This is a genomic window from Halobacteriovorax sp. XZX-3 (assembly GCF_043196495.1).
GTDB lineage: Bacteria > Bdellovibrionota > Bacteriovoracia > Bacteriovoracales > Bacteriovoracaceae > Halobacteriovorax_A.
In genome coordinates, this window is record NZ_JBEBMO010000002.1 from 245,279 (window position 1) to 266,771 (window position 21,493).

General features: G+C 36.1%; 25 protein-coding genes. 16 read left to right on the top strand and 9 right to left on the bottom strand.

Translation table 11 applies throughout. The features are described 5' to 3' along the window. Positions 1-155 precede the first annotated feature (155 nt). Entirely contained in the window at positions 156-1,745 is a 1,590-nt protein-coding gene (locus tag ABMA70_RS11650) for a protein-glutamine glutaminase family protein (RefSeq protein WP_392993371.1), read from the top strand. Positions 1,746-1,756: 11 nt separating this feature from the next. Next, positions 1,757-2,014, top strand: a complete 258-nt coding sequence (locus tag ABMA70_RS11655) for a hypothetical protein (protein WP_103217827.1) — start codon at positions 1,757-1,759, stop codon at positions 2,012-2,014. Between the two features lie 52 nt (positions 2,015-2,066). Here the strand turns inward: ABMA70_RS11655 and acpP are convergent, their stop codons facing one another. The 7 genes from acpP to ABMA70_RS11690 all read right to left on the bottom strand — a co-directional run bounded on the left by acpP (position 2,067) and on the right by ABMA70_RS11690 (position 7,603). After that, positions 2,067-2,291, bottom strand: a complete 225-nt coding sequence (gene acpP, locus ABMA70_RS11660) for an acyl carrier protein (protein WP_021268262.1) — start codon at positions 2,289-2,291, stop codon at positions 2,067-2,069. Between the two features lie 85 nt (positions 2,292-2,376). Then, positions 2,377-3,141: a 3-oxoacyl-ACP reductase FabG gene (gene fabG / locus ABMA70_RS11665; protein WP_233189709.1), complete on the bottom strand. Its 765-nt coding sequence runs from the start codon at positions 3,139-3,141 to the stop codon at positions 2,377-2,379. Between the two features lie 8 nt (positions 3,142-3,149). Further along, positions 3,150-4,103 carry an ACP S-malonyltransferase gene (fabD, locus tag ABMA70_RS11670; protein ID WP_392993367.1) on the bottom strand — a complete coding sequence of 318 codons (954 nt, stop codon included), beginning with the start codon at positions 4,101-4,103 and terminating at the stop codon, positions 3,150-3,152. A gap of 15 nt (positions 4,104-4,118) precedes the next feature. Beyond that, positions 4,119-5,117, bottom strand: coding sequence for a beta-ketoacyl-ACP synthase III (locus ABMA70_RS11675; RefSeq protein WP_103217829.1), 999 nt, complete (start codon positions 5,115-5,117; stop codon positions 4,119-4,121). Positions 5,118-5,260: 143 nt separating this feature from the next. Further along, entirely contained in the window at positions 5,261-6,571 is a 1,311-nt protein-coding gene (locus tag ABMA70_RS11680) for a cytochrome-c peroxidase (protein WP_392993364.1), read from the bottom strand. Between the two features lie 147 nt (positions 6,572-6,718). Further along, positions 6,719-6,925 carry a 50S ribosomal protein L32 gene (rpmF, locus tag ABMA70_RS11685; protein WP_103217831.1) on the bottom strand — a complete coding sequence of 69 codons (207 nt, stop codon included), beginning with the start codon at positions 6,923-6,925 and terminating at the stop codon, positions 6,719-6,721. Positions 6,926-7,030: 105 nt separating this feature from the next. Further along, positions 7,031-7,603, bottom strand: coding sequence for a YceD family protein (locus ABMA70_RS11690; protein ID WP_392993361.1), 573 nt, complete (start codon positions 7,601-7,603; stop codon positions 7,031-7,033). 97 nt (positions 7,604-7,700) lie between these two features. Between ABMA70_RS11690 and ABMA70_RS11695 the strand changes: the two genes are divergently transcribed. The 10 genes from ABMA70_RS11695 to ABMA70_RS11740 all read left to right on the top strand — a co-directional run bounded on the left by ABMA70_RS11695 (position 7,701) and on the right by ABMA70_RS11740 (position 17,133). Continuing rightward, positions 7,701-8,207 (top strand): shikimate kinase, encoded by a 507-nt coding sequence (locus tag ABMA70_RS11695; protein WP_103217833.1) that lies wholly within the window; start codon positions 7,701-7,703, stop codon positions 8,205-8,207. Positions 8,208-8,266: 59 nt separating this feature from the next. Then, positions 8,267-9,619, top strand: a complete 1,353-nt coding sequence (locus ABMA70_RS11700) for a hypothetical protein (protein WP_103217834.1) — start codon at positions 8,267-8,269, stop codon at positions 9,617-9,619. Beyond that, complete coding sequence (gene alr, locus ABMA70_RS11705; RefSeq protein WP_103217835.1) at positions 9,616-10,743, top strand: alanine racemase; 1,128 nt, start codon at positions 9,616-9,618, stop codon at positions 10,741-10,743. Before ABMA70_RS11700 ends, alr begins: the two co-directional genes overlap by 4 nt. 37 nt (positions 10,744-10,780) lie before the next feature. Further along, on the top strand, positions 10,781-11,581 hold the full coding sequence (locus ABMA70_RS11710) for an ABC transporter permease (RefSeq protein ID WP_103217836.1): 801 nt from the start codon (positions 10,781-10,783) through the stop codon (positions 11,579-11,581). Position 11,582: 1 nt separating this feature from the next. Further along, entirely contained in the window at positions 11,583-12,335 is a 753-nt protein-coding gene (locus tag ABMA70_RS11715) for an ABC transporter ATP-binding protein (protein WP_103217837.1), read from the top strand. A gap of 27 nt (positions 12,336-12,362) precedes the next feature. Next, positions 12,363-13,733 carry an MlaD family protein gene (locus tag ABMA70_RS11720; RefSeq protein WP_103217838.1) on the top strand — a complete coding sequence of 457 codons (1,371 nt, stop codon included), beginning with the start codon at positions 12,363-12,365 and terminating at the stop codon, positions 13,731-13,733. A gap of 14 nt (positions 13,734-13,747) precedes the next feature. Continuing rightward, positions 13,748-14,851, top strand: a complete 1,104-nt coding sequence (locus tag ABMA70_RS11725; protein ID WP_103217839.1) for a hypothetical protein — start codon at positions 13,748-13,750, stop codon at positions 14,849-14,851. Between the two features lie 266 nt (positions 14,852-15,117). Further along, positions 15,118-15,942 (top strand): hypothetical protein, encoded by an 825-nt coding sequence (locus ABMA70_RS11730; protein WP_392993354.1) that lies wholly within the window; start codon positions 15,118-15,120, stop codon positions 15,940-15,942. Beyond that, positions 15,939-16,526, top strand: coding sequence for an L-threonylcarbamoyladenylate synthase (locus ABMA70_RS11735; RefSeq protein WP_103217841.1), 588 nt, complete (start codon positions 15,939-15,941; stop codon positions 16,524-16,526). The genes ABMA70_RS11730 and ABMA70_RS11735 overlap by 4 nt, the downstream gene beginning before the upstream one ends. Then, a complete protein-coding gene (locus tag ABMA70_RS11740; RefSeq protein WP_392993350.1) occupies positions 16,510-17,133 on the top strand; it encodes a methyltransferase in 624 nt (207 codons plus the stop codon). The genes ABMA70_RS11735 and ABMA70_RS11740 overlap by 17 nt, the downstream gene beginning before the upstream one ends. Here the strand turns inward: ABMA70_RS11740 and ABMA70_RS11745 are convergent. After that, on the bottom strand, positions 17,116-17,646 hold the full coding sequence (locus ABMA70_RS11745; protein WP_158246857.1) for a DUF721 domain-containing protein: 531 nt from the start codon (positions 17,644-17,646) through the stop codon (positions 17,116-17,118). The two genes, ABMA70_RS11740 and ABMA70_RS11745, sit on opposite strands and share 18 nt — an antisense overlap. Positions 17,647-17,723: 77 nt before the next feature. On the opposite strand from ABMA70_RS11745, the gene ABMA70_RS11750 reads away from it, so the two are divergent. Both ABMA70_RS11750 and ABMA70_RS11755 read left to right on the top strand, forming a co-directional pair. Continuing rightward, the gene (locus ABMA70_RS11750; RefSeq protein ID WP_103217844.1) at positions 17,724-18,383 is read left to right on the top strand and encodes a hypothetical protein; all 660 of its coding nucleotides are present in this window, start codon (positions 17,724-17,726) and stop codon (positions 18,381-18,383) included. Continuing rightward, complete coding sequence (locus ABMA70_RS11755; RefSeq protein ID WP_393022248.1) at positions 18,331-19,299, top strand: hypothetical protein; 969 nt, start codon at positions 18,331-18,333, stop codon at positions 19,297-19,299. The genes ABMA70_RS11750 and ABMA70_RS11755 overlap by 53 nt, the downstream gene beginning before the upstream one ends. A gap of 78 nt (positions 19,300-19,377) precedes the next feature. Here the strand turns inward: ABMA70_RS11755 and rpsT are convergent, their stop codons facing one another. Next, on the bottom strand, positions 19,378-19,638 hold the full coding sequence (gene rpsT, locus ABMA70_RS11760) for a 30S ribosomal protein S20 (protein WP_103217846.1): 261 nt from the start codon (positions 19,636-19,638) through the stop codon (positions 19,378-19,380). A 227-nt stretch (positions 19,639-19,865) separates the two neighbouring features. On the opposite strand from rpsT, the gene ABMA70_RS11765 reads away from it, so the two are divergent. Together ABMA70_RS11765 and ABMA70_RS11770 are read left to right on the top strand one after the other, a co-directional pair. After that, a complete protein-coding gene (locus ABMA70_RS11765; protein WP_103217847.1) occupies positions 19,866-20,711 on the top strand; it encodes a 3-hydroxybutyryl-CoA dehydrogenase in 846 nt (281 codons plus the stop codon). Continuing rightward, a complete protein-coding gene (locus tag ABMA70_RS11770) occupies positions 20,701-21,492 on the top strand; it encodes an enoyl-CoA hydratase/isomerase family protein (protein ID WP_233189710.1) in 792 nt (263 codons plus the stop codon). The genes ABMA70_RS11765 and ABMA70_RS11770 overlap by 11 nt, the downstream gene beginning before the upstream one ends. Position 21,493: the final 1 nt, after the last annotated feature.

Below are 21,493 nucleotides of genomic sequence, written 5' to 3' on the forward strand. Positions count from 1 at the left end.
TTGCAGGCATTTTGACAAGGCATAGAGGGTCTTAATTTTTACGCTTTTCAAGCATTACTGTTTAATTTTTAACGTAATTTCAGGAGGTTGAACACTTTATTCATTTTTATCGTTAATAAGTTAATATTTTTAAAGGCTTATACGATAAGACTGCCATGAAAAAGATTAACCTATTAATTTTATCAATTTTATCTATTTACACTTATGGCCAAAAAGTATCCGTTGAGTTTGCCAACGATATGTACTTTGATAGCTGTAATGCTCCTGCCGAGCTGCCTGTTGTTATTTGCGAAGATGGGGATTCTCAAGTCGTACTTCAGCGAAATCAAAAAGGGCACTTATTTGGAATTTATCGAAACGGTAGTATCAAGGAAACTGAAATATTTCCTGTCAGAACAATTAGCGATGGAAAAAATGTTATTTTTCATAATGCTAATAGTGAGCAGTTTGTTTCTCAAAGAGCAGTTGAAGAGTTTGACACTCCAGCAGGTCGTCTAAAAGATATGGATGATGCGCAAAAGTCGATCTTCTCGCTTATTCGAAGTATTCATCCTTCTCATAAGGAAATTAGAGACAGTTTACAAAACTTCTTAGAAGGTGTTGAAAACGATATCGAACGCCAGAATGAAAAGGTTACTCAAGCCTACACAAAAATGTGGGTGCAGGATAATAGTAATAAGAATCATCAATGTGAAATGGCCACTAAGTGTACGATAAAAAAGTGTGGCGATAATCACTACATTATCTTTGATCCAAGCCGTAACGTTTACATGCCAATCAATTACTCTCGCGATAATCGAGGTAATGCTCAATTTACAAAGAATGATAGTTATATCAAATATGCTCGTACTCTTGGTGGAGCAATTATTGAAAGAAATGCTGAGTACGAGAAGTCTCGCCTTACGGCCCAAAGAAAAGCGCCTGAAGTTATGGGAAATAACTCATCAGCTTTCTTTAGTATGCAAGACGCAGGCTTTAGTGACTATTTGAAAACAGTTCTTCCACATTGTACTAAAGAGGTTCAGGGCGATATTATTGCACTTGGGAGGCAGTCGGTTCGCGAAAGAGATAATTTAGACTTCGTTCATCTCGTTGATGTTGTAAACGGAAATATCAATAGTCAGTATATTAATCGCCAATTCCTGCCAAAGAATAGTTGCCGCGATGGTGATAGCTACTATGCTTCTGATTCTTATGAAAAAGTTAAGGAGTATCGTCCTCGTGCAAGTGGTGTAATTTCTCTTCAAAAAGCAAACGAGCTATTTAAAAAGGCACGTGCGATGAAGGGGATGGCCTGGAAATATGTTCAAGACGGTTGTTATGCTCGTTCAGAGTTAATGGTAAATATGTTTGAAGAAGAAGGTGTTGTTGCAGATAAGGCATGGGCATCTGGTAAGCTTAAGATACCAAATCAACAATATCCTTTCTGGAGTTATCATACAGCACCTGTTGTGTACGTTGATAATGGAAGAGGTGGGGTATCTAAAATGATTATCGATCCTTCGATTGCTTCAAAACCAATTGAAGTGAACGAATGGTTAAAAACTATGGGAGCAGATGCTTCTAAAGTTGACCATGTTGGATTTCCTCCAAGTTTAGATGCAATAAGTGTTGGCCGAACAGCATTTGGAATTGCGAGTAGAGATTCTTATCACCCTCAAACTGCTTCGAATATGATGAGTCGTGAAGCTAGGGCAATAGCGGCAAAGACTTTACTAGCAACTTATGAGAAGAGAACTCTTTAGGAATAGATAAAATGAAAAAAATAATTCTTTGTACACTACTTAGCTTTCTGTCAGTTCATGCTGCGACTATAGCGACGTCACAATACCAAGTCGCTACTTTCCAAATGGAAAAGAACGAAATTACTGTTAGTTTTGTTGAGAGTGCTCCTTTCTATCAAGCGAAAAAGAAAGATGCGAATTGTTTTCAAAAGGCAATTGAAGACAAGGAGAAAGTTGAAATTAAGTACGATTACAAAACTTTTCAAATACAAAGCTGTAAAAATTTATAAAAAGAAAGCCTGCTTTAAGCAGGCTTTTTTTATCTAAGAATTATTTTTTTGATTATTGCTTAGACTCTAGGTACTTAACTACGTCTTGAACAGACTTAAGTCCTTCTGCATCTTCTTCTGGAATTTGAATATCAAATTCATCTTCCATCTTCATCATAAGTTCAACGATGTCTAGTGAGTCTAGGTTTAGATCGTCTACGAATGAAGTTGTTGCATTGATTTTTGCGATATCGATTTTTGTTTGATCCGCTACTAGTTGAATTACTTTTTGTTCCATATTTGTCTCCTAATAAATATATTAAGTTATAAACTCAATTTCTCTCTCTTATATAAAAATTTAATTTTAGTATATTAATATTTTTCTAGATATAAAGTCCACCGTCAATTTTAATAACTTCACCAGTAATATATCCTGACGCTTGGCTAAGTAGGAAGCAAACTAGGTTTGATACATCTTCCGTTGACCCAAAGCGTGAAGTTGGAATTGAAGCTATATAAGCTTCTTTCGCCTTTTCTTCAAGAGCATCAGTCATATCCGTTTCAATAAATCCTGGACAGATAGCGTTACAACGAATGTTGCGACTAGCTAATTCTTTGGCAATTGATTTTGTTGCACCAATAAGCCCTGCTTTAGAAGCTGCATAAGCTGTTTGAGAAACGTTACCCATTAAACCAACAACTGAGCTCATATTAACAATTGAAACATTTTCAGCTTTTAAGAATCCACGTGAACAGATACTTGTTAGCATGATAGCACCTTTAAGGTTTGTATCGATAACTGCGTCTAGGTCAGCCTTTCTCGTTCTAAGCAGAAGAGTGTCTTTTGAAACACCCGCATTATTTACAAGACCTTCAACTGGACCAAATTCCTTAACAAAGTCATTTACTGCCGTCTTCATTTGCTCTTCATTATTTAGATCGAACATTAGGCCAGTTACATTTGAAGCACCAAGCGCTTTAAGTTGCGACTCAACTTCTTTAGCAACATCTTCTTTTCCTTCACGGTAGTTGAAGATAACGTGTGCGCCTTGAGAAGCAAGTGATTTAGCGATATCTAGTCCGATACCACGGCTTGCTCCCGTTATTAAAACTTTCTTGTTCTTTAAATCGTTATAAGTTGCAATCATATTTGCTCCTAAGAGTTTAGTGCTTCTCTTAATTCATCAAAGGCACCATCTTTGTCTAAAGAGATAACTTTGATATTACGGTTAATTTTTCTTGCTAGTCCCATTAGAACTCGTCCTGGTCCAACCTCAACACAAAGAGTGTCATCATCTAGGCTTGCAAAACTTTGAGTCCAAAGAACTGAACCATCAATTTGCTTGATCAGGTTCTCTTTTACAACTTCACCGTCTGTACCAATTTGATACTTTTTGGCGTCAATATTGGCAATATAAGGAATTGTCGTTTTATTAAAAGTTACGTCATTAAAAAATACTGCCATATTTTCTCTAGCTGGTTTCATAAGACTAGAGTGGAATGGAGCACTTACTTTCAGCTCAACTGTTTTATGTGGTTCAGAGAAGTTTTCTGAAATCCATGCAACGGCCTTGTCACATGCGTCTGCATGTCCCGAAATAACGATTTGTCCTGGCTCATTAAAGTTTGCAGGCATTACTTCATTGCCTTCAGTTGAAACTTCTTTACATGCTTTTTCAACGATATCTGCAGGAACTCTCATTACTGCATACATTTTTCCCATTCCCGCAGGAACAGCTTCTTGCATATATTTTCCACGATTGTGAACAGCTCTTAGTGCATCTTCAAAGCTTAGAGCACCAGCTGCAACAAGTGCAGGGTATTCACCAACTGAGTGTCCAAGTACACATGAAACTTCAACACCTGCTGCATCTAAGATCTCTTTAGCTTTTTGAAATAGGCCAATTGAGTAAGTCAGAATTGCTGGTTGAGTGTTTTGTGTAAGAGTTAGCTCTTCTTCAGGGCCTTCAAGCATAATCTTTGAAAGGTTGTATCCAAGAGCTCCATTTGCTTCTTCAAGTAATTCAAATGATGGGTGTCCTTCAAGACTTTTTCCCATTCCTACGTATTGTGATCCCTGACCAGGGAAAATTAAAACAACTTTTTTCATAATATAAAACCTTAATTAATATCTTAGTAGAGTTGCTCCACTAGTTAAACCTGCACCAAACGCATCTAGTAATAGTAGCTGACCACGTTTGATTCTTCCATCAACAATTGCTTCGTGCATTGCGATTGGAACAGTTGCCGCCGATGTATTTGCGTACTTATCAATATTAACAATTACTTTCTCTGGGTTGATTCCTAGAAGTTTTCCTGTTGTTTCGATGATTCTTACGTTTGCTTGGTGAGGGATTAACCAATCAACTTCTTCTAAGTCTTTACCTGCTTTTTCTAAAACTTTTTTAGCATTTTCGGCAAGAGTTCTCGTTGCTACACGGAACATTTCTTTACCTTTCATTTGCATAAAGTGAGTTCTCTCGTTTAGGTGTTGAGATGTAATTGGATCAACTGCTCCACCAACTGGTTGGTCAAAGAATTCTTTACCTGCACCATCTGCACCTAATTCAAGTGAAAGGATATCTGAGTCATCACCATCTTCGTTTGCACCAACAATGGCAACACCACAACCATCTCCAAAAAGAATACAAGTGTTACGATCTTCCCAGTTCACTTCTCTAGATAACATTTCCGAACCAACAACAAGGGCATTCTTAATTGCACCCATGCGAATCAGTCCTGTCACCATATTTAAACCGTAAACAAATCCAGAACATGCTGCTGCAATATCAATGGCCGCACACTTATTTGTGATTCCTAGCTTTTGTTGAAGAATACAAGCTGTATTTGGAAGTTTATAATCTGGAGTAACCGATGCGAAGATAATCATATCAATATCATTTGGCTCAAGGTTTGCCGCTTTAAGTGCATCTTGAGTTGCATGGTAGGCCATATCACTTGGCCACTCGCCACCTTCTGTTGAGCAAATATGACGCTGACGGATTCCCGTTCTTTCATAAATCCATTCGTCACTTGTTTCAACCATACTTTCTAGGTCGACATTTGTTCTAACTTCTTTTGGAGCGTAGATTCCAGTTCCTTTAATCTTTACTTTAATATCCATTTAAATTCCTAATCTTGGTAATAAAAAATTGCGCCTATTTTATTGAGTATAACAATGATGGGGAAGGGCAGGGGCGTTATTATTTGACACTGTGTGTTTTTTGGTCAAATTTACAATAAAAGGCCACGTTTGTGGCCTTGTGTTCATTTTAAAAGTTTTGAAGCTTCTTTAAGCCTTTGTAGACGGCGTGAAGCCAATCCTGTCTTTAAGAATTGAACAAGATCTGCTTTCTCATCCTCTGTTAATTGTAGTGGACGTCTAATATCGTCATCGCTTATTAACTGATATCGCAATTTATTGTTAACAAAATTTTCATCTTTTACGATTTTTTCTTCGTAATGACCTTGAGTTACCTCTGTGACAATATAGTTTTTAATAGCAGGGCGCGTGTGATTATAGTGATCAACAACCTCTTCTAGAGTCTCATAAACACCGTTGTGCATATAGGGTGCAGATAGATGAATATTTCTTAGCGGTGGTGTTCTGAAATTATATTGGTCTGCCTTATTGCCAGTGACTTCGAAGCGACCTTTATCGTTCAAGGTAGCATCTGAACTGATTGGCCCAATTTGTGGAAGCCCAATTGATTTATAATCCCAGTCCGTTAAGTGTTGGCCACTGTGGCAGTTGATACAAGCGCCTTTATCTAAGAAAACTTTTAGACCTCTTTTTTCGGATTCATTTAGTGCTCCTTGATTTCCATTTAAGTATTCATCGTAGGGAGTATCAACAAGGTTAAAGTTTCTAGTGATAAAAGCTGCTAGTGCATTAGCAACATGTGAAATATCAATTTTATTTGCTTCAAAATCTTTTGGGTAAGCGCGTTTGAAAAGATTTTGGTACATCGCGCTTTTAGATCCATTTAGAAGGCGCTTAACTAGAGCATCCCACTTTGCTAAGTCTCCTTCTTTAGAGGCGATTTCATTATCCTTTCCTAACATCTCTTCAACAGAGAGGAGAGGGAAGATAACTTGAGCTGCCAGGGCGTTGCGAATTTTCTTATTTAGTTCAGGCTTGTTATTAAGCTCCACACTTGGAGTTTTAAATTCACCCTTGTTCCAGTCAACGTGAACTCGTCCATCCCAAAACATATCTGTAATTTCGTCGTAGCCAAGATTGATTAAGGCCGGAGCATGGCGCTTAATAATATGGCCTTTGCCGTCTTGAACGCGACTTTTTCCAAGTCCGGCACCACCAGTTCCAATTGAGAATGGAATATTGTCTCCTGTACCAAGCATTGGATGATGACAGTGCATGCATGTGATGTCTTTATTTCCACTTAGGCGAACCTCTGCAAATAGGCGCGATCCTAGAATTACTTCATTCTGATTTTGTAGTTGGGATTCTGGTAGGGAAGTTAAGTTGTGTTTTTTGATGAGCTTAGAAAGTGCTTCATCTAATGGGGATAGGGCAAATGTATTAAATACGAATGCAATTGTTAAAAGTAGTCTCATGGTCTCTCTCTCAGTTTGTGTAGTTTAGTTATACTAAAAGAAAGTTTGATGGGTCAAACTGATTTTTATTAGATTCCAGCAGACTTTGAAAACGCAAAAAGCCCACTCGTAGAGTGGGCTTTCCTATATGAGAAATAATGAATTATCTTATTCTTCTACTTCTTCTCTGTCTGCTTTTGTAGCGAATACTTTCTTACCTTTCCAGTAACCAGATGGAGAAATACATCCCTTCTTAGTTAACTCACCAGTTGTTGAATCAGCTACAACTACATTATTCGCGTAAAGCTTGTGTGTTTGACCAGCTCTTCTTAGGCCTTTTCTTGAAACACTTGTCTTCTTCTTAGGTACTGCCATTTTCTACTCCGTTATATTCAACTTCAATTTTTAAAAATCTTTACGAATGAGCTTACTTAAATACCTTACTCACTCCATTATTACAAGCCTAAAAGTTAGGCCTTATTAATTCTTATGTTCGCAACTGCCTGTATTTAGGTCGACTCCACAAGTTTGACATAGACCCTTGCAGTCTGCGTCATGAACTGGGTAGTGATTTATGGCCAAAAAGCAGTTTTCTGCTACGGCTTCTCTTAAATCTGCCTTACCTCTTTCGTGGAAAAACATATCTGCAGTTTCATCAGAGATGTAAATCTCATCAACTTCTTCATACTCAGGATCGTCTTCATATCTCTTATTAATAAAAGCACAAGTGAACTCTGTTTCAAACTCTTGAGGAGTATCAATAAGACAACGTACACAAGTTGCTGTATAGGCTCCTGAAGCTTTTCCTTTAACGATTAGGTGCTCGCCAAAAGTATAGTCGCGAGCATTTTTAAGTTGAAGTTCAACATTTAAGTGCTCGAAGCCCTCAGGCTTAACTTCAGGTTCGAAGTCCTTTGTAATACCGTCTAGGATTGATTTTACCCACGCATTATTTTTATCAGTAAGATGATAAGTTTCAAACTCGTCACCTACGCGTGAGATGAGAATCGTTGAATCTTTTAAGAATGTATTATCTTTATTTACGATTTGCATTTTTTCCTCTGTGATTTGAGTTCTCTGTTTATATTGCGAGGGGCCAAAAGGCAAGAAAATTAGGACATTATGAACTTAATCGTGTAGTTTTTTACTTATGAGAATCTTTCTAACGGGCTTTTCTGGAGCCGGCAAAACAACATTTGGTGAGAAGCTATCTAAGGATGATAAATTTCAAGTATTTGACTTAGATGAAGAAATTTTTAATCGTATGGGAACTGGCTATGACTCGCTTGCGGAGTATATTCAGGACATTGGCATTGAAGAATTTCGTAAAGACGAAATCGATATGATTAAGCTACTTCATCAAAATATGAAAGATGATTATCTTGTTTCACTTGGGGCCGGAGCATTAGATGAGCAAGTTGTAGTTGATTTCATTTCAGAAATTGGCGGAAAGCTTGTTTATATTCAAAGTACATTTGAAGAATGCTGGGAAAGGCTTAAAAAGGATAATAATCGTCCATTGGCCAAAAATGGTATCGATTTTATGAAAGATCTCTATGAAAAGCGAACTCCAAGCTATGAAAAAAGTGATCTATTTCTTACGCAGGCACAAATTCAAGAAATAAATACAGTAGAAGAGCTCTTAAAATTGCTATAACCCTTCTATTTTGATACGATTTTAGACGATGTTATGTCCTTAGAAGGAGTTTTTGCGCCATGACAATGATTAGTCCAAAAGTAGCCATTCTTTCTTCGATGATTGAAGATTGTAAGGGATTTTCTAAAATCTTTAAAAATATCAATATTCTTATTGATTCATTTGATGACGCAGATTCATTTCTAATCTCTCATATTCAAAGACAATATGACTTAGTATTAGTACGCGCTCAAGATGTGGACTATGAAGGCCAATCTCTTTTTGATCGTCCTGAGCTAAAGAAAGTTCAAAGAGCATTCATTGTTGCTTCAAACTCTGACTTGAAGTCAGTTGCTAAAATTGAAAGTCTTGGATCGATCTTCACTGAATTAGATCTTCTAGTGCAAGTGCGTGGAGTTCTTGATCAATATAATCGCAAAACATCTTTAATTAGACAGGTTAATCAGCTTGAAACTTTCCATGATAAATATCGTCACAAACAAGAAGCTTTAGTTGCAAGTCTTGAGAGTGAAAGAACGAAGACTCTTTATGGAAAAGATTTCTTTGAAGTTTGCGACATAATTAATTTCAATAAAGATGAGAGTGACTTTAAATCTCTAATTGCAAATGTATTTGAGCCACAAGAATTTGTAACAAGTGTTACAGTTTTTGATCTTAATAGTAATACGAATAAGTTATGTGCCGTTAAATATGATGGGATGAAGAATATCAATGTTCCTGATATCTGGTTAGGTCATATTAAGCTTAGAGGGGTTAATGAGAACGGAATGAATATGGTAAAGAATATAGTTTCTAGCCTTGTTCATAATCCTGTTGTAACTCTTGCAATGTCTGCAAATGGTGTGGATATTACAACTGTTGTAGCTCTTGAAGTTGATCGTGATTACTTATTTAATTTTAACTGGCAGGTTGTAGAGTCTCTACTAAGTGGAGTATATGCTCAAATAGTGAATGCAAATACTCACTCAGCTGCGGTGGCAAGTGCTCAAGGACCTTTTGAGTTACTTGGTCAAATCTCTCAAACTACTCACGGAAGAAATCTTATTGCTGTAGACACTTCTGAAATATCAGATCTACTGGAATTAAGATCGGACTTTGATTTTGATTGGGAAACTTTTTGGCGCGATATGAAGATCAATCTATCGCAGATAACTAATTTATCAAATATTTATAATATCTCTTTTGAATCAATTGTTTTAGATGTTGAAAATGATTTCTTCGAAGAAAGTTTTGCAGCGGCAAAAGATCTTTGCAAAAATATTCGCTTAGCAAAGTATTTTTCAGGGAAGGATAAGAGTTTAATTCTTTCAATGTCATTAAATGTATTTGAAGTACCATATTCTCAGTATTCAATGGTAACAACAGCAAGAAAGTTGAAAGCTAAGAGATCGTTTCAAGAAAGCACAATATGAGAATAAAAAGTTGCATGGAGATTAACGTCTCAACTCTTGCAAATAATTACCAACTACTAAAAGAAATTTGTCCAAATAATGAAGCCCTTTTTATGGTTAAGGCAAACGCCTACGGCCATGGAATGGTTCCAATTGTTAAGTTTGCGTACTTTGAACTAGGGATTAAAGAATTTGGCTGTGCCAGTATTGGTGAAGCCTTAAGACTGCGTGAAGAAATTCCTAATGGAGAGTTTGAAGTATATGTTTTCTCAGATGTGAATCTAGATCTTCAAGAGGCAGCAGATATCTATTTAAATAATCGAATCATTCCAGTTCTATCAAACGAATCAAACTTGAAATACTTTTTAGAGCAAGAAGACTTTAGATATTTTCCTCTGTGTTTAAAATTTAATACGGGAATGAATCGACTTGGATTGAGGCTTGATCGAATTGATGAAGTCGTTAAACTAATTAAAGCTTCAGGTAGAAAGAGTATCTATCATTTGATGTCGCACTTTTCGAGCTCTAGTTTATCGATGGATAAAAATAAGAGAAATCTTGCACAAAAAGAAAATTGGCGTGAGCTAAAATCGCAATTGCTTGCATCAGGGATAGAAATTGATAAGTCATCACTTGCAAATTCTGGAGCAATTGAACAGAAAGTAGGCTTGGAGGAAACACACGTAAGGCCAGGACTTATGATGTATGGACCAACTTCACTTCTTCCTCAGTATAGTCACCTGAGCTGTTGGCAAGGAAAGTTAATTTCTAGACTTGAGACAACTTTTATCAACAGTTTTAAAGTAGATCGCGGGACTCCAATTGGTTATGGAGCAACTCCATGTCCAACAGATGGTGTTGTTGGGATATTTGCACTTGGCTATGGGGATGGCTTTTCGACTCGTTATCAAAATGTTCACTTAAGACACGGTAAAGAAATTGGCCAGATTGTCGGGCGAGTGAATATGGATATGGGACAAATTTTGTTTAATAACCAAGATCTTGAAATTAAAAATGGAGAGAGATTTGTGGTTTGGGATCAAAGTGGTGAGAACTTCTCTAACATATGCCTCGAGTCTAAGACAATTCCTTATGAAGTGTTCATTCACTTAACAGAAAGAATTCCCAAAATTTATCGACAGTAAGTAGCAGTTTCATTTTTTTTCCCGTAAAATTTCAGTAATGAATTATTTACTTAGAAGTTTTGTCATCTTTAATGAAAACTTAGGTCGCATCATTATTAAAAATGTTGCGGGCCTTGGAACGATAATGAATTTTATCGTTAACTTTTTCTATTGGGCCAGTCGAAAGCCTTATCGTTTCAAATTATTTTTTGAGCAGATGGACTTTATTGGCAATAAAAGTTTATTCATTATTTTCTTGGCCGGATCATTTACGGGAATGGTTATGGCCTACCAAACTTATTTTGGTTTCAAGTTAATTAATGTTGATTCACTAGTTGGGCCAGTTGTTGCAATTACACTAGCTAAAGAATTAGCTCCGGTATTAACTGGTTTGATTGTTGCAGGACGTGCTGGAGCAGCTATGGCAGCGCAGATTGGAACAATGAAGGTTACAGAACAAATTGATGCACTTGAAGTTATGGGTATTAGTAGTGTTCAATTTCTTGCTGTACCAAGAATTGTTGCCGGAACATTATCTCTACCATTACTTTCAATTTTCTTTCTCTTAGTAGGAAATATTGGATCTTATATTGTTGGTACTGTTGCCCTAAAAATTGATGATGCGATTTATCTCTCAAAGCTTGGACAGTTCATGTATGTCTCAGATATTTTCCAAGGAATAATCAAAGCTATCGTATTTGGATTTGTTATTTCTGTTATTGGAACATATTTTGGTTTCTCTGTTACAAAAGGTGCCCAAGGGGTAGGTAAGGGAACAAACTTAGCTGTTGTTTGGGGAATGATCTCGGTACTCGTTCTTGACTATTTCTTAACGAGCTTTTTAGTGCAGGTGATGTAGAATGTTACACTTTGAAGATTCGTCAGTAAAAATATTTAATTTAACTAAGACTTTTGGAAAACATACTGTCTTAAATGATCTTAGTTTTGATATTCAAAGAGGAAGTATTACAACAATCCTGGGGTTCTCAGGAGCGGGGAAGTCGACTCTTTTAAAACATATTCTAGGGCTTCATCATCCAACTTCTGGAAAAATTGAAGTGTTAGGCAAAGATCTTTCTCTTTTAGAAGAAGATGAACTTAGAAAGTTTCGTCAAAACTACGGAATGCTTTTTCAATATGCTGCCTTATTTGACTCTAAAACAACTTTTGAAAACGTTTCTTTTCCATTAGAAGAGTTCACTAAAATGACTCCAAAAGAAATAGAAGAGAAGGTGTTTGGTCTACTAAAGTCAGTAGGTCTCCAAGAAATTTCATTTGATAAATTACCAAGTGAACTTTCTGGGGGGATGAGAAAGAGGGTTGGTCTTGCAAGAGCGCTGGCCTTAAGTCCACAGGTTATGCTCTATGATGAGCCAACTACTGGTCTTGACCCAATTACGACTAAAATGGTCAACGACTTAATTGTCGATACGAGCCATAAACATAAAGATATAGGATTAACGTCAATTATTATTTCTCACGATGTTAAAGCGACGTTGGAAATTTCCGACTACGTTGCCTTCCTTAATCGTGGTAATATTGTTGAGTACTTACCAGCGAAAGAATTTAGAAATTCAAAGCACCCTTTGGTGCAAGAGTTTATAAATCTCTAAGTACTAAGCCTAGGGAAGAGGGTTAAAATGAATGAATTTAAAGTTGGGCTAATGGCCCTAACTGCCATGATAGCAGTTGTTGTTATGTCACTTATTGTGACTTCAAACCAATCTGGTTTTGGAGCATATAATGAGTACTATACAACAGTAAGTGATGCGTCTGGTATTTTTCCAAAAACACCAATTAAGGTTGCAGGTATCAATGCCGGCCGAATTAAAGAAATTCGTCTAATTGGAAATAAAGCAGAAATTACTTTCGAAGTTCTAGCAAGAGTAGGAATCACAAAAGGTTCAAAACTGAAGATTCGCTCTGTTGGTTTCCTTGGTGATAAGTATCTTGAAATTTATATCGGAAACTCTGAGGTTATTCTTCCTGATGGTTCAGAAATTATTGCAGAAGAGAAAGCGGGGATAGAGACGCTTTTAAAAGATGCAACAGATGTTATGCAAGATGTGAAAACACTTGTCGGAAGTATCAAAGAATCATTTGTTCCAGAAGGTGGCGAGCCTGCAATGAAAAAGATCATTCGCGACGTTCAGCTTACTCTAGAAAATACTCGTGAAATGACTGCAAAATTGAATGATATTGTTGGTCGCAATAACGAGAAGATTCAAAATATTGTGAATAATCTTGAAGCATTTTCTGATCAAATTGCCTTTCAAACAGATGCAAATGAGCCTGAGAGTACAGTTGCTGATGTAAAAGAAATTTTAAAGAAAACAGATCGTATGATGGCCGACCTACAAGGCCTTGTAAGAGATATTAAAGATGGTAAGGGGACAGTTGGTAAGCTACTTGTAGAAGAAGAGATTGCTGATGAGGTTAAAACGACTTTAGCTAGTGTTCAAAAAGTTATTGGGCGTGTTGATAGTATTCGTACTCAATTTTCTGTTTATACAGGGGCCAATACGGGAACAGGACAAACTGATACGACAGCTGAACTTAGAATCTTTCCTTCTCCTGGACGTTTCTACTTACTTGGTGTGACAACAACTGAGTTTGGACCAGAAAGAAGAAAGATTACAGAGACGACTGTTGGTGGAACCACAACTGTTGTTGATGAGAAGAAAAGAAAATATAACGATATTCTTTTAAACCTTCAGCTTGGACGTCGCATTGATAACTGGACCTTCCGTGGTGGTTTAATTGAATCATATGGTGGATTCGCTGTGGATTATAATTTTGACGATATTGGTCTGGTATCTTCATTAGAAGTTTTTGATTATAGAGAAGATGTAGGGCCAAATATTCGCGTTGGGCTAGATTTACAACTTTGGAACGTACTTTATGGTAAAATCGAAGGTGAAGATTTAATTAATGACCCACATGCAGTTTATAGTCTTGGTCTAAAATTTAATGATGAAGACTTAAAAGGATTCATAGGAATTTTTCTATAGGATGTAGTAAATAGATGATGATGGACAATAGAAATTGGCTAATTCGCACAAAATCAAATAAGATTCTTGGCCCACTTTCGAAACAAAAAGTTATCGAATTTGTTCAAGATGGGACACTTACAGAGGAAGATGAAATCTGTAGTGGTAATGGTTATTGGTTTTGGATTAAAGAGGACGATTTATTAAATCGTTATTTATTTGGCGAAGAAGAGCAAAGTTTCAATCCTGTATCAGAGGCAAAAACAAAGGTTGCCTCTAGCGTATCTAAGCTTGTAAAGACTACTGGTATAGTCGAAAAAATTAAAGACTCTGAAGAACTTCCTGCTACACCAAGTTCTACTGAAGCTGAAACGACGGCTTCTGGATCAATCTCAATAAATACAACAGAAGATGGTGAAGAAATCGTTTTACCAGAAGATGGTGATCTCGATTTTCCTGAACCAATTGATTATAGCAATAATACTCTTCCACAACATGATGCTCCAGTTGTTACAAACGCAAGTCCGCTAAAGGATATGGATGCTGGTGTTAGTATGGCCGAAGTTGCTGAGGCCATGAATGTAGAAGAGGAAGAAATTGTATTACCAAGTGATGATGACCTAGACTTTCCAGATCTGGGAAGTACACAGTCAACGCTTTCTCTCGTCTCTGAAGAGCAAACGGACACATCAAGCAGTGAGAGCCAAATTGATCTTCTTGTTGCTGAAGCAGAAGCTGAGAAAGAGAAAATTGTCGCTGAAGCAGATTCTAATTTAGACGAGATTGCTGAAGATGCGAGACTTGCTCTTGAGGAAGAAAAGCTAGCTGGGCTTCCGGCATCGGCGCCAAATTTAGATGAGGAAGAAGAAATAAAGCCTATGAAGGCCGTTGAAATGCCTCGTCCAAAAAGAAAGAAGACGAAGAAAAAATCGACGAAATCAAAAAAGAAAAAGAGAAAGAGTGACTATAGCTTTGTCTATGTGGCCATTGGAGTTCTCATAATTCTTTTATTTTTTATTTCTAAGTTTTATTCAAAGTTAGTGGGAAAGGATCTCTTTTCTGAGCTTCATTTTAAAATGCCTACTACAACAGTATTAGCGCAAGAGTTTCAAGCAGATAAAAAAAAAAGATATTTTTAAACTTTGTTAATATTTCTTATAATTTATCGTTAAGTGGAGTTGAGTACAAGCCTGAGTTTGTAAAATCAGCACCTCCAAATTGTTCAAATATTTCACAATTTGAATTTAATTTAATCTATGCATTTACAACTTCTGGCCAGTCCTCAAACCAGTGGATTGAGTTTCAGGCAAAATGTCAGGAGCTATTTTATTCAGATCTTATTGTTCAAAATAAAAAAGAGAGTCGTTCATTAAAAGCACTCGAGGAAATCGAAGAAGCTTTAAAGATGAAGTTTGATAGCAAAAATATTGGACATCAGAAGTTTTTGAAAAAGTTAGAAAGAGAAAACTTTCATCAATTGATGTTAGAAATTGTTATCGCTTCTTCTTTAAATAAAGCAGAATGGTTAACTGGTGTAATCATTGACCTTTTAAAAAGAAATATCGAATTATATCCAGTTTGGATTAATGAAAATATTCCGCGTGAAGCAAGAGCAAGGTATGAGGGAGCACTCATACGTATTTTTGATATTATTAATAACTCAAGTATTGATGAAGTTTATAAACTAATGCTTTTTAAAAAATTCACTCATATCTCTTCTGGAGATAGTCGATTAAAACTATCACAGCTTCTAAACCAAACATTTGGCTCGACTCTTGAGTTTGATCTCTCTAGTTATAAATTTGGAATCAAGCTCGCTCCATTTTGGGTTCAGGAATTAGAAGACTTTAAGTTGAAGCAAAGACTTGTCGAGCGCTATTTTAATACTCCTGCGATTCAAGGTTTTGATGACTATGGAAATATTTTGTTTGAATATAATATTCCAAATATAGGAAAAAAGAGGGAGGAGTTAATTGAGAAGGTTGCTTCATCTTATCAGTCATATAATTTTGAAAAAATGATGTCATTGATTGTTGGACTTAGAAATCCTGTCTTTAAGCGAGAATTAGTTAAGAAAGATAAGTTTTTTGAAAGACCTATTTTTAGTATTGAAAGAACTTATCTGGCAGAGAAGTTAAATGAAAAAAATAGTAGCTGGATTGCATTTCATTTACTATATCTAGGGCAAAGAGACGAAAATATTATTAAGAACATAATGGTCGACCTATGAAGAATATATTTATTTATCCAACTGATACAGTTTGGGGTATTGGTGGGAATCCATTTGAAATAGAAACATATGAACTGATCGCAAAGATTAAGGGGACTTCTGTAAACAAACCTCTGAGTATCTTAACAAATGATGTACAACAGCTTATTTCAATCTCTAGAGGCTCAGAGAGTTTGGATGAGTTATTTGATGACCTCTTTAAGTTTCAGATAACAGTAGGGTTACCAAAAGCTAGCTTGTCACTTAATTTCCCTACAGGTCCATTTGATGAAACAAGCTTTATCTGTTTTCGCGTAATTCAAAATGAGATTATTGATGAATGTATTAGGGACTTCCCAGGTTTCATTACTTCTACAAGTCTAAACTTAACAGGTGAAGATCCTATTAGTGATACTGAAGAAGCTAACTTATTTTGGCAAAAGCATTGCCCTGAAACGAACTTTATCAGTTCCGAGTTTTTAACTCCAAGTGGGAAGTCTTCAACAATTGTCTTTATATCTGGCTTGAGTGCAAAAATAATACGAGAAGGTGAGGATATTAAAAATATTCTCGAAACATTAGATAAGCATGGAATTAATTACTGATTATTCACAACCTGAATTTTATCGTTTTTCTCGTGATTCAATTGAGCTTGCTGACTCGGTTGTAAAATACCTTTTGGCAAAAACGATTAATCCAGAAACAATTGCTGACTTATGTTGTGGTTGTGGAGTTATATCCCTTGAAATAATTCAAAAGCTATCAAATAAAGTATCATTAAACACGACTTCTCTTGATCTCTACGAGCTTCAAGAAGAATACCTCGAACATATTGAAAATAATATTGATCAACTTCGTAAGTACTTACCAAGTATTAAATTTAAAACTCAAATTTGTAATATACTAGATGACTCGAACTTAGCTACTAATTCTTACGATCTCATTGTTATGAATCCTCCTTACTTTAATCAGGCCAGCGGACGATCTGCTTTGAATGAAAGAACTAGGAAATGTCGCGAATATAAAGATGGCCAATTTGAAGCATTATTAAAAAAAGGCGCAGAGTTATTAGCGCCAAAAGGATATTTCTTCTTTGTTTGCCGTGAAGATAAAGATACAAAAAATGTCATCAGTAATATTTCAAAAAATTATTCAATTGAAAGGTTAGATCAGACAAATGCCTTTTCAATATTTTTACTTTTTCGTTCTTAATTGAAAGAATAAGGACTTTAGAGATTCTTTCAAGTCATTATCACTAATATCTCTAAATTCATTTTCTGCTGCTTGCATAATTGCTTTGTATTCAGGAGACTGAGGGTGAAGTCTATTTTCAACTTCTTGTTTTACCTTCTCTTTTTGAACAACAGAAGATTTCTTTTTTGTGAAGTATTGATTATCTACTTGGAAAAAGACCTTTGAAATATGACCTTTTGTTTGTGGCAGTACATTACCAATAGACTTGATAATTTCTGTTTCCATATACTTAAGTTGTTGAGCATAAACTGGGTGAGACGTTAAAATAGTCAGTGACTTATGCTTAAGTTTCAATGGAATTGTAAATTGTGAAAGTCTAGGCCCAACAATTCTATCCCATGAATTTGAAAGATCGAGGAAGTCAAAAAGATCGACACTTCCAAGGCCTTTTTGCTTGGGAGCATAGTTCTTATAGCGCGCCAGCTGGCCGTCAGTATCAATATCTTTAAGAATATCTTTCAGGTTTTTCACAGCATGCATCATATATTAAATAGGCTCTCACAGTCAAAGTAATAGACGATTCCATTAATCCTAGGCATATTAGTAATATGAAGTTTCTTATACTTATAAGCATCGTTTTATTAAGTTCTTGTGCGGGGTATCGTTTTAGTGATTCAAGTAATCCTTTTGAGGCCCAGGGCGTGCACAGTGTAACAGTTTTTGTTGTTAAGAATCACACCGGGATTACTGGCCTATCTCAAATTTATACAGATCAAATAGTTGAGACATTATCTTCATTTAGTAACTTAAGAGTTCGTTCTGGAAAGAATTATCGAAGTGATGCAATACTATTGGCCGAAATTACAAGTAAGAAAATTGCTGGTAAGGAAGTTAGGGAACAAGGTGATACTCTGATGAGTGATGATCAGAAAAATCAACTTGGTGGAAATAGAAATGCATTCTATCTTTCGACTGAAGGTGCATATGATTTTGATATTGAAGTAAGTGTTTTTAAAAAACCAAACTTTGAAGAAATTAAATTCTACGAATCATTTTACAAGTTAGATCATTCTCAATTTCCTCGTAGTATTTTCTCTAAGAAATTTACGATTAACAGTTCTTTTATTATTGAAAATACTGTTGGTGGCATTGATACATCTGCACCTCTTAGAAGTGTAAAGAATAGAGGTACATTCAAGAAATCTCTAGTAGATGATGCAAAAGAGTTCGGAGAAGACTTTAGAGAGGTACTTCTATATGCCTTCTAAAAAGCAAAGCTTCGAATTAAATGGTATTGAAAAGATCGTTTCTGTTCTAGAAGCATTTGATGGTGTTTATCATCTGAGTGTTCCAGATGAGTTTACTTCAAAAATTATTTGCGATAGCTTGGCCAAAAAAGCGAAGAAGCTTTGGCCTCATGAATTTAGTCTCGACTTTATTGAACAAGAACTTCTTGCTGGTGGTGGTTTGTTTGGTCCATCAGGGCCATTCATTGTAATTGATGCTCAAGATATTAAATCAAATGCATTTGATACATTTAATAATAATCGTCATTTAATTAATGAATCAATTATCTTTATAACGAAGGGAAGGCTACCTAAGGGATTTCCTAAAGATGACTTAACGGCACTTTCTTTAAGTGCTCCTAAGCCATGGCATTTTGGCCAATACCTTGATGTTTTTGCAAAATATTTTGGTTTTCAGATCTCTGCTCAGATTAAAAACTTTATTGAAAAGTCTGTGCCTGAAAATGCTAGTGATTATTTCAACTGCTGCCATATTCTTTCTCACCATGTTGACGAGAGTGAGATGATATCTCTCGATAAGGCCAAGACTCTTATTAAGATTAAGAAATTGGATTTTTTTGATCAGGCAGATTTATTCAATCAATCAAATCTTAAAAGGTTTTATTTGAACCTTCTTCTTATTGAAGACGATTTTGGAATATATCTCGATTTTTTCCGCTCATTCCAGGGGCATGTAAATAAGGTTATTGATCCTTCATATTTGGCTGCGAAAAAAACACCTAGTAAATACGATAGGGGAATTCAGCTTGCTTCTCGTAAATGGGATTTCCAAGAATTAGTTAAATTTCAACAGAAAATGATTGATTTTGAAATCATGGCAAAGTCAAAGGACTTTTGGTTGAGAGACAGTCTACGAAGAGAATACTTAAGTCTATAGGATTAATTTCAAATAAGTAGAAACACAAAAAGCGGAGAAATATCTCCGCTTCTTATATATTCAAACTTTCGAAAAAGATTAAAGTTTGTTGATTTGACCAGCAAGTCTAGATGTTTTTCTACCAGCAGCGTTACCTTTGATAACTCCGTGCTTAGAAAGACGTGAAAGAAGCTTTTGTGCTTTAACTAGTAGAGATGATGCCTCTTCTTTGTTACCTGCTTCAATAGCATTTCTTACGTTCTTTACAGCTGACTTAACAGCAGTTTTTCTTGCAGTATTTCTTTCGTTTCTAACAATTGATTGTCTAGATCTTTTCTTTGCAGATTTGTGGTTTGCCACAATCGACTCCTACGTTTAACTTGTTCAACATCTAATTAATAAGCCCCTTTTTATAATCTGCCAAGGGCCTTTTTGCAAGTGAAAAGTTAAAATTACACGATAAGTCACTATATTTTGTTGTTTTTGTTGGTTGGGCCATAGGACCAAATAAGGCCCTATTAACCAGTAATTTAATGGACGATCCCTTTTAAATTAGGTACTTTCAATGCCAATACAAAGGAGACACAATGATTAAACAAATTGCCGTTATTGGAGCAGGGCAAATGGGGCGTGGAATTGCTCAAGTTGCTGCTATGAATGACTATAAAGTTTTTATGTACGATATCAGTGCCGAGGGTCTTGAGTTCGGTCACAACTTTATCAAAAAGCAATTAGACAAAGGTGTTTCAAAGGGGAAGTGGGAGCAGTCTTACGTTGAGGCGACTCTTGCAAATCTTACGACAACTTCTGATATGGCCGACCTTAAGGATTGTGATCTATTCATTGAAGCTGCAACTGAAAACAAAGAAATCAAATTTAAAATCTTTAAACAATTAGATGAAATTGCAAAACCTGAAGCGATTCTTGCTTCGAATACTTCTTCAATTTCAATTACTGAAATTGCTGCTGCAACTTCTCGCCCAGCGAAAGTAGCAGGAATGCACTTTATGAATCCAGTTCCTGTAATGAAGCTTGTTGAAACAATCACAGGGCTTGAAACAAGTTCTGAAACAATCAACGCTGTGGAAGAAGCTGCTCAGAAAATGGGGAAGACTGTTGTACGCGCAGACGACGTAGCAGGCTTTGCTGTAAATAGAATTCTTATGCCAATGATTAACGAAGCTTTCTATACACTTTATGAAGGTGTTGCTGAAGCTAAAGGTATTGACGATGCAATGAAGCTTGGATGTAACCAGCCAATGGGTCCATTAGAACTTGCTGACTTCATCGGTCTTGATACTTGTCTTGCAATAATGGAAGTTCTTCACGATGGTCTAGGTGATACAAAGTATCGTCCATGTCCACTTCTGAAAAAATATGTAACTGCTGGGCGCTTCGGACGTAAAGTAGGAAAGGGTGTTTATGAGTACTAATTTTGAAACAATCTCATTTGAAAAAATGGGTGATATCGGAGTTTTAAAAGTAAACCGTGAGAAGAAGTACAATGCTCTTAACTCACAAGTTCTTCATGAACTAAAAGATTTCCTATCTTCACTAAGTGAAAATCATGACCTTAAAGGGATGATTTTTACAGGTGCTGGAGAGAAAGCATTTATTGCTGGTGCCGATATCGCAGAGATGAGTGATATGAGTGTTGATGAAGGACATGACTTCTCAACTCTTGGACAAGATGTAACGCTACTTTTTGAAAGTCTTAATATTCCAGTTATCGCATGTGTAAATGGTTTTGCACTTGGTGGTGGTTGCGAAATGGCAATGGCATGTGACTTTATCTATGCAACAAATACTGCAGTATTTGGTCAGCCAGAAGTTAAGCTAGGTCTAGTTCCAGGCTTTGGTGGAACACAAAGATTGTCTAAGCTTATTGGTCGCAATCGCGCCAAAGAAATCATCTATACTGGACGCAATGTAGATATTAATGAAGCAAAAGAAATTGGCCTTGTTGTTCGTTCATTTGAAACTCAACAAGAAATGCTTGATGAAGCAATGAAGACACTTGAGTCTATTGCAAAGAACTCACCAAATGCTGTAGCTATTTCAAAAATGCTTATGAATGAAGGAAACGACCTTACTGTTGAAGAAGGTCTAGATATTGAAGCTCGCCACTTTGGTGATATCTTCTCTTCTTACGATATGAAAGAAGGGACAGCTGCTTTTGTTGAAAAAAGAAAACCTGTATTTAAAGGGGAATAAT

What these genes read in the sequence shown, in the direction of transcription:
- ABMA70_RS11695 (WP_103217833.1), top strand. Translation starts at nt 7,701, where the DNA reads ATGAGAATCTTTCTAACGGGCTTTTCTGGAGCCGGCAAAACAACATTT.
- ABMA70_RS11720 (WP_103217838.1), top strand. Translation starts at nt 12,363, where the DNA reads ATGAATGAATTTAAAGTTGGGCTAATGGCCCTAACTGCCATGATAGCA.
- acpP (WP_021268262.1), bottom strand. Translation starts at nt 2,291, where the DNA reads ATGGAACAAAAAGTAATTCAACTAGTAGCGGATCAAACAAAAATCGAT.
- ABMA70_RS11690 (WP_392993361.1), bottom strand. Translation starts at nt 7,603, where the DNA reads ATGCAAATCGTAAATAAAGATAATACATTCTTAAAAGATTCAACGATT.
- ABMA70_RS11710 (WP_103217836.1), top strand. Translation starts at nt 10,781, where the DNA reads ATGAATTATTTACTTAGAAGTTTTGTCATCTTTAATGAAAACTTAGGT.
- ABMA70_RS11735 (WP_103217841.1), top strand. Translation starts at nt 15,939, where the DNA reads ATGAAGAATATATTTATTTATCCAACTGATACAGTTTGGGGTATTGGT.
- ABMA70_RS11650 (WP_392993371.1), top strand. Translation starts at nt 156, where the DNA reads ATGAAAAAGATTAACCTATTAATTTTATCAATTTTATCTATTTACACT.
- fabG (WP_233189709.1), bottom strand. Translation starts at nt 3,141, where the DNA reads ATGATTGCAACTTATAACGATTTAAAGAACAAGAAAGTTTTAATAACG.
- alr (WP_103217835.1), top strand. Translation starts at nt 9,616, where the DNA reads ATGAGAATAAAAAGTTGCATGGAGATTAACGTCTCAACTCTTGCAAAT.
- ABMA70_RS11715 (WP_103217837.1), top strand. Translation starts at nt 11,583, where the DNA reads ATGTTACACTTTGAAGATTCGTCAGTAAAAATATTTAATTTAACTAAG.
- ABMA70_RS11750 (WP_103217844.1), top strand. Translation starts at nt 17,724, where the DNA reads ATGAAGTTTCTTATACTTATAAGCATCGTTTTATTAAGTTCTTGTGCG.
- ABMA70_RS11730 (WP_392993354.1), top strand. Translation starts at nt 15,118, where the DNA reads ATGAAGTTTGATAGCAAAAATATTGGACATCAGAAGTTTTTGAAAAAG.
- rpmF (WP_103217831.1), bottom strand. Translation starts at nt 6,925, where the DNA reads ATGGCAGTACCTAAGAAGAAGACAAGTGTTTCAAGAAAAGGCCTAAGA.
- ABMA70_RS11675 (WP_103217829.1), bottom strand. Translation starts at nt 5,117, where the DNA reads ATGGATATTAAAGTAAAGATTAAAGGAACTGGAATCTACGCTCCAAAA.
- ABMA70_RS11655 (WP_103217827.1), top strand. Translation starts at nt 1,757, where the DNA reads ATGAAAAAAATAATTCTTTGTACACTACTTAGCTTTCTGTCAGTTCAT.
- ABMA70_RS11770 (WP_233189710.1), top strand. Translation starts at nt 20,701, where the DNA reads ATGAGTACTAATTTTGAAACAATCTCATTTGAAAAAATGGGTGATATC.
- ABMA70_RS11740 (WP_392993350.1), top strand. Translation starts at nt 16,510, where the DNA reads ATGGAATTAATTACTGATTATTCACAACCTGAATTTTATCGTTTTTCT.
- ABMA70_RS11725 (WP_103217839.1), top strand. Translation starts at nt 13,748, where the DNA reads ATGATGATGGACAATAGAAATTGGCTAATTCGCACAAAATCAAATAAG.
- ABMA70_RS11700 (WP_103217834.1), top strand. Translation starts at nt 8,267, where the DNA reads ATGACAATGATTAGTCCAAAAGTAGCCATTCTTTCTTCGATGATTGAA.
- ABMA70_RS11755 (WP_393022248.1), top strand. Translation starts at nt 18,331, where the DNA reads ATGCAAAAGAGTTCGGAGAAGACTTTAGAGAGGTACTTCTATATGCCT.
- ABMA70_RS11765 (WP_103217847.1), top strand. Translation starts at nt 19,866, where the DNA reads ATGATTAAACAAATTGCCGTTATTGGAGCAGGGCAAATGGGGCGTGGA.
- ABMA70_RS11680 (WP_392993364.1), bottom strand. Translation starts at nt 6,571, where the DNA reads ATGAGACTACTTTTAACAATTGCATTCGTATTTAATACATTTGCCCTA.
- fabD (WP_392993367.1), bottom strand. Translation starts at nt 4,103, where the DNA reads ATGAAAAAAGTTGTTTTAATTTTCCCTGGTCAGGGATCACAATACGTA.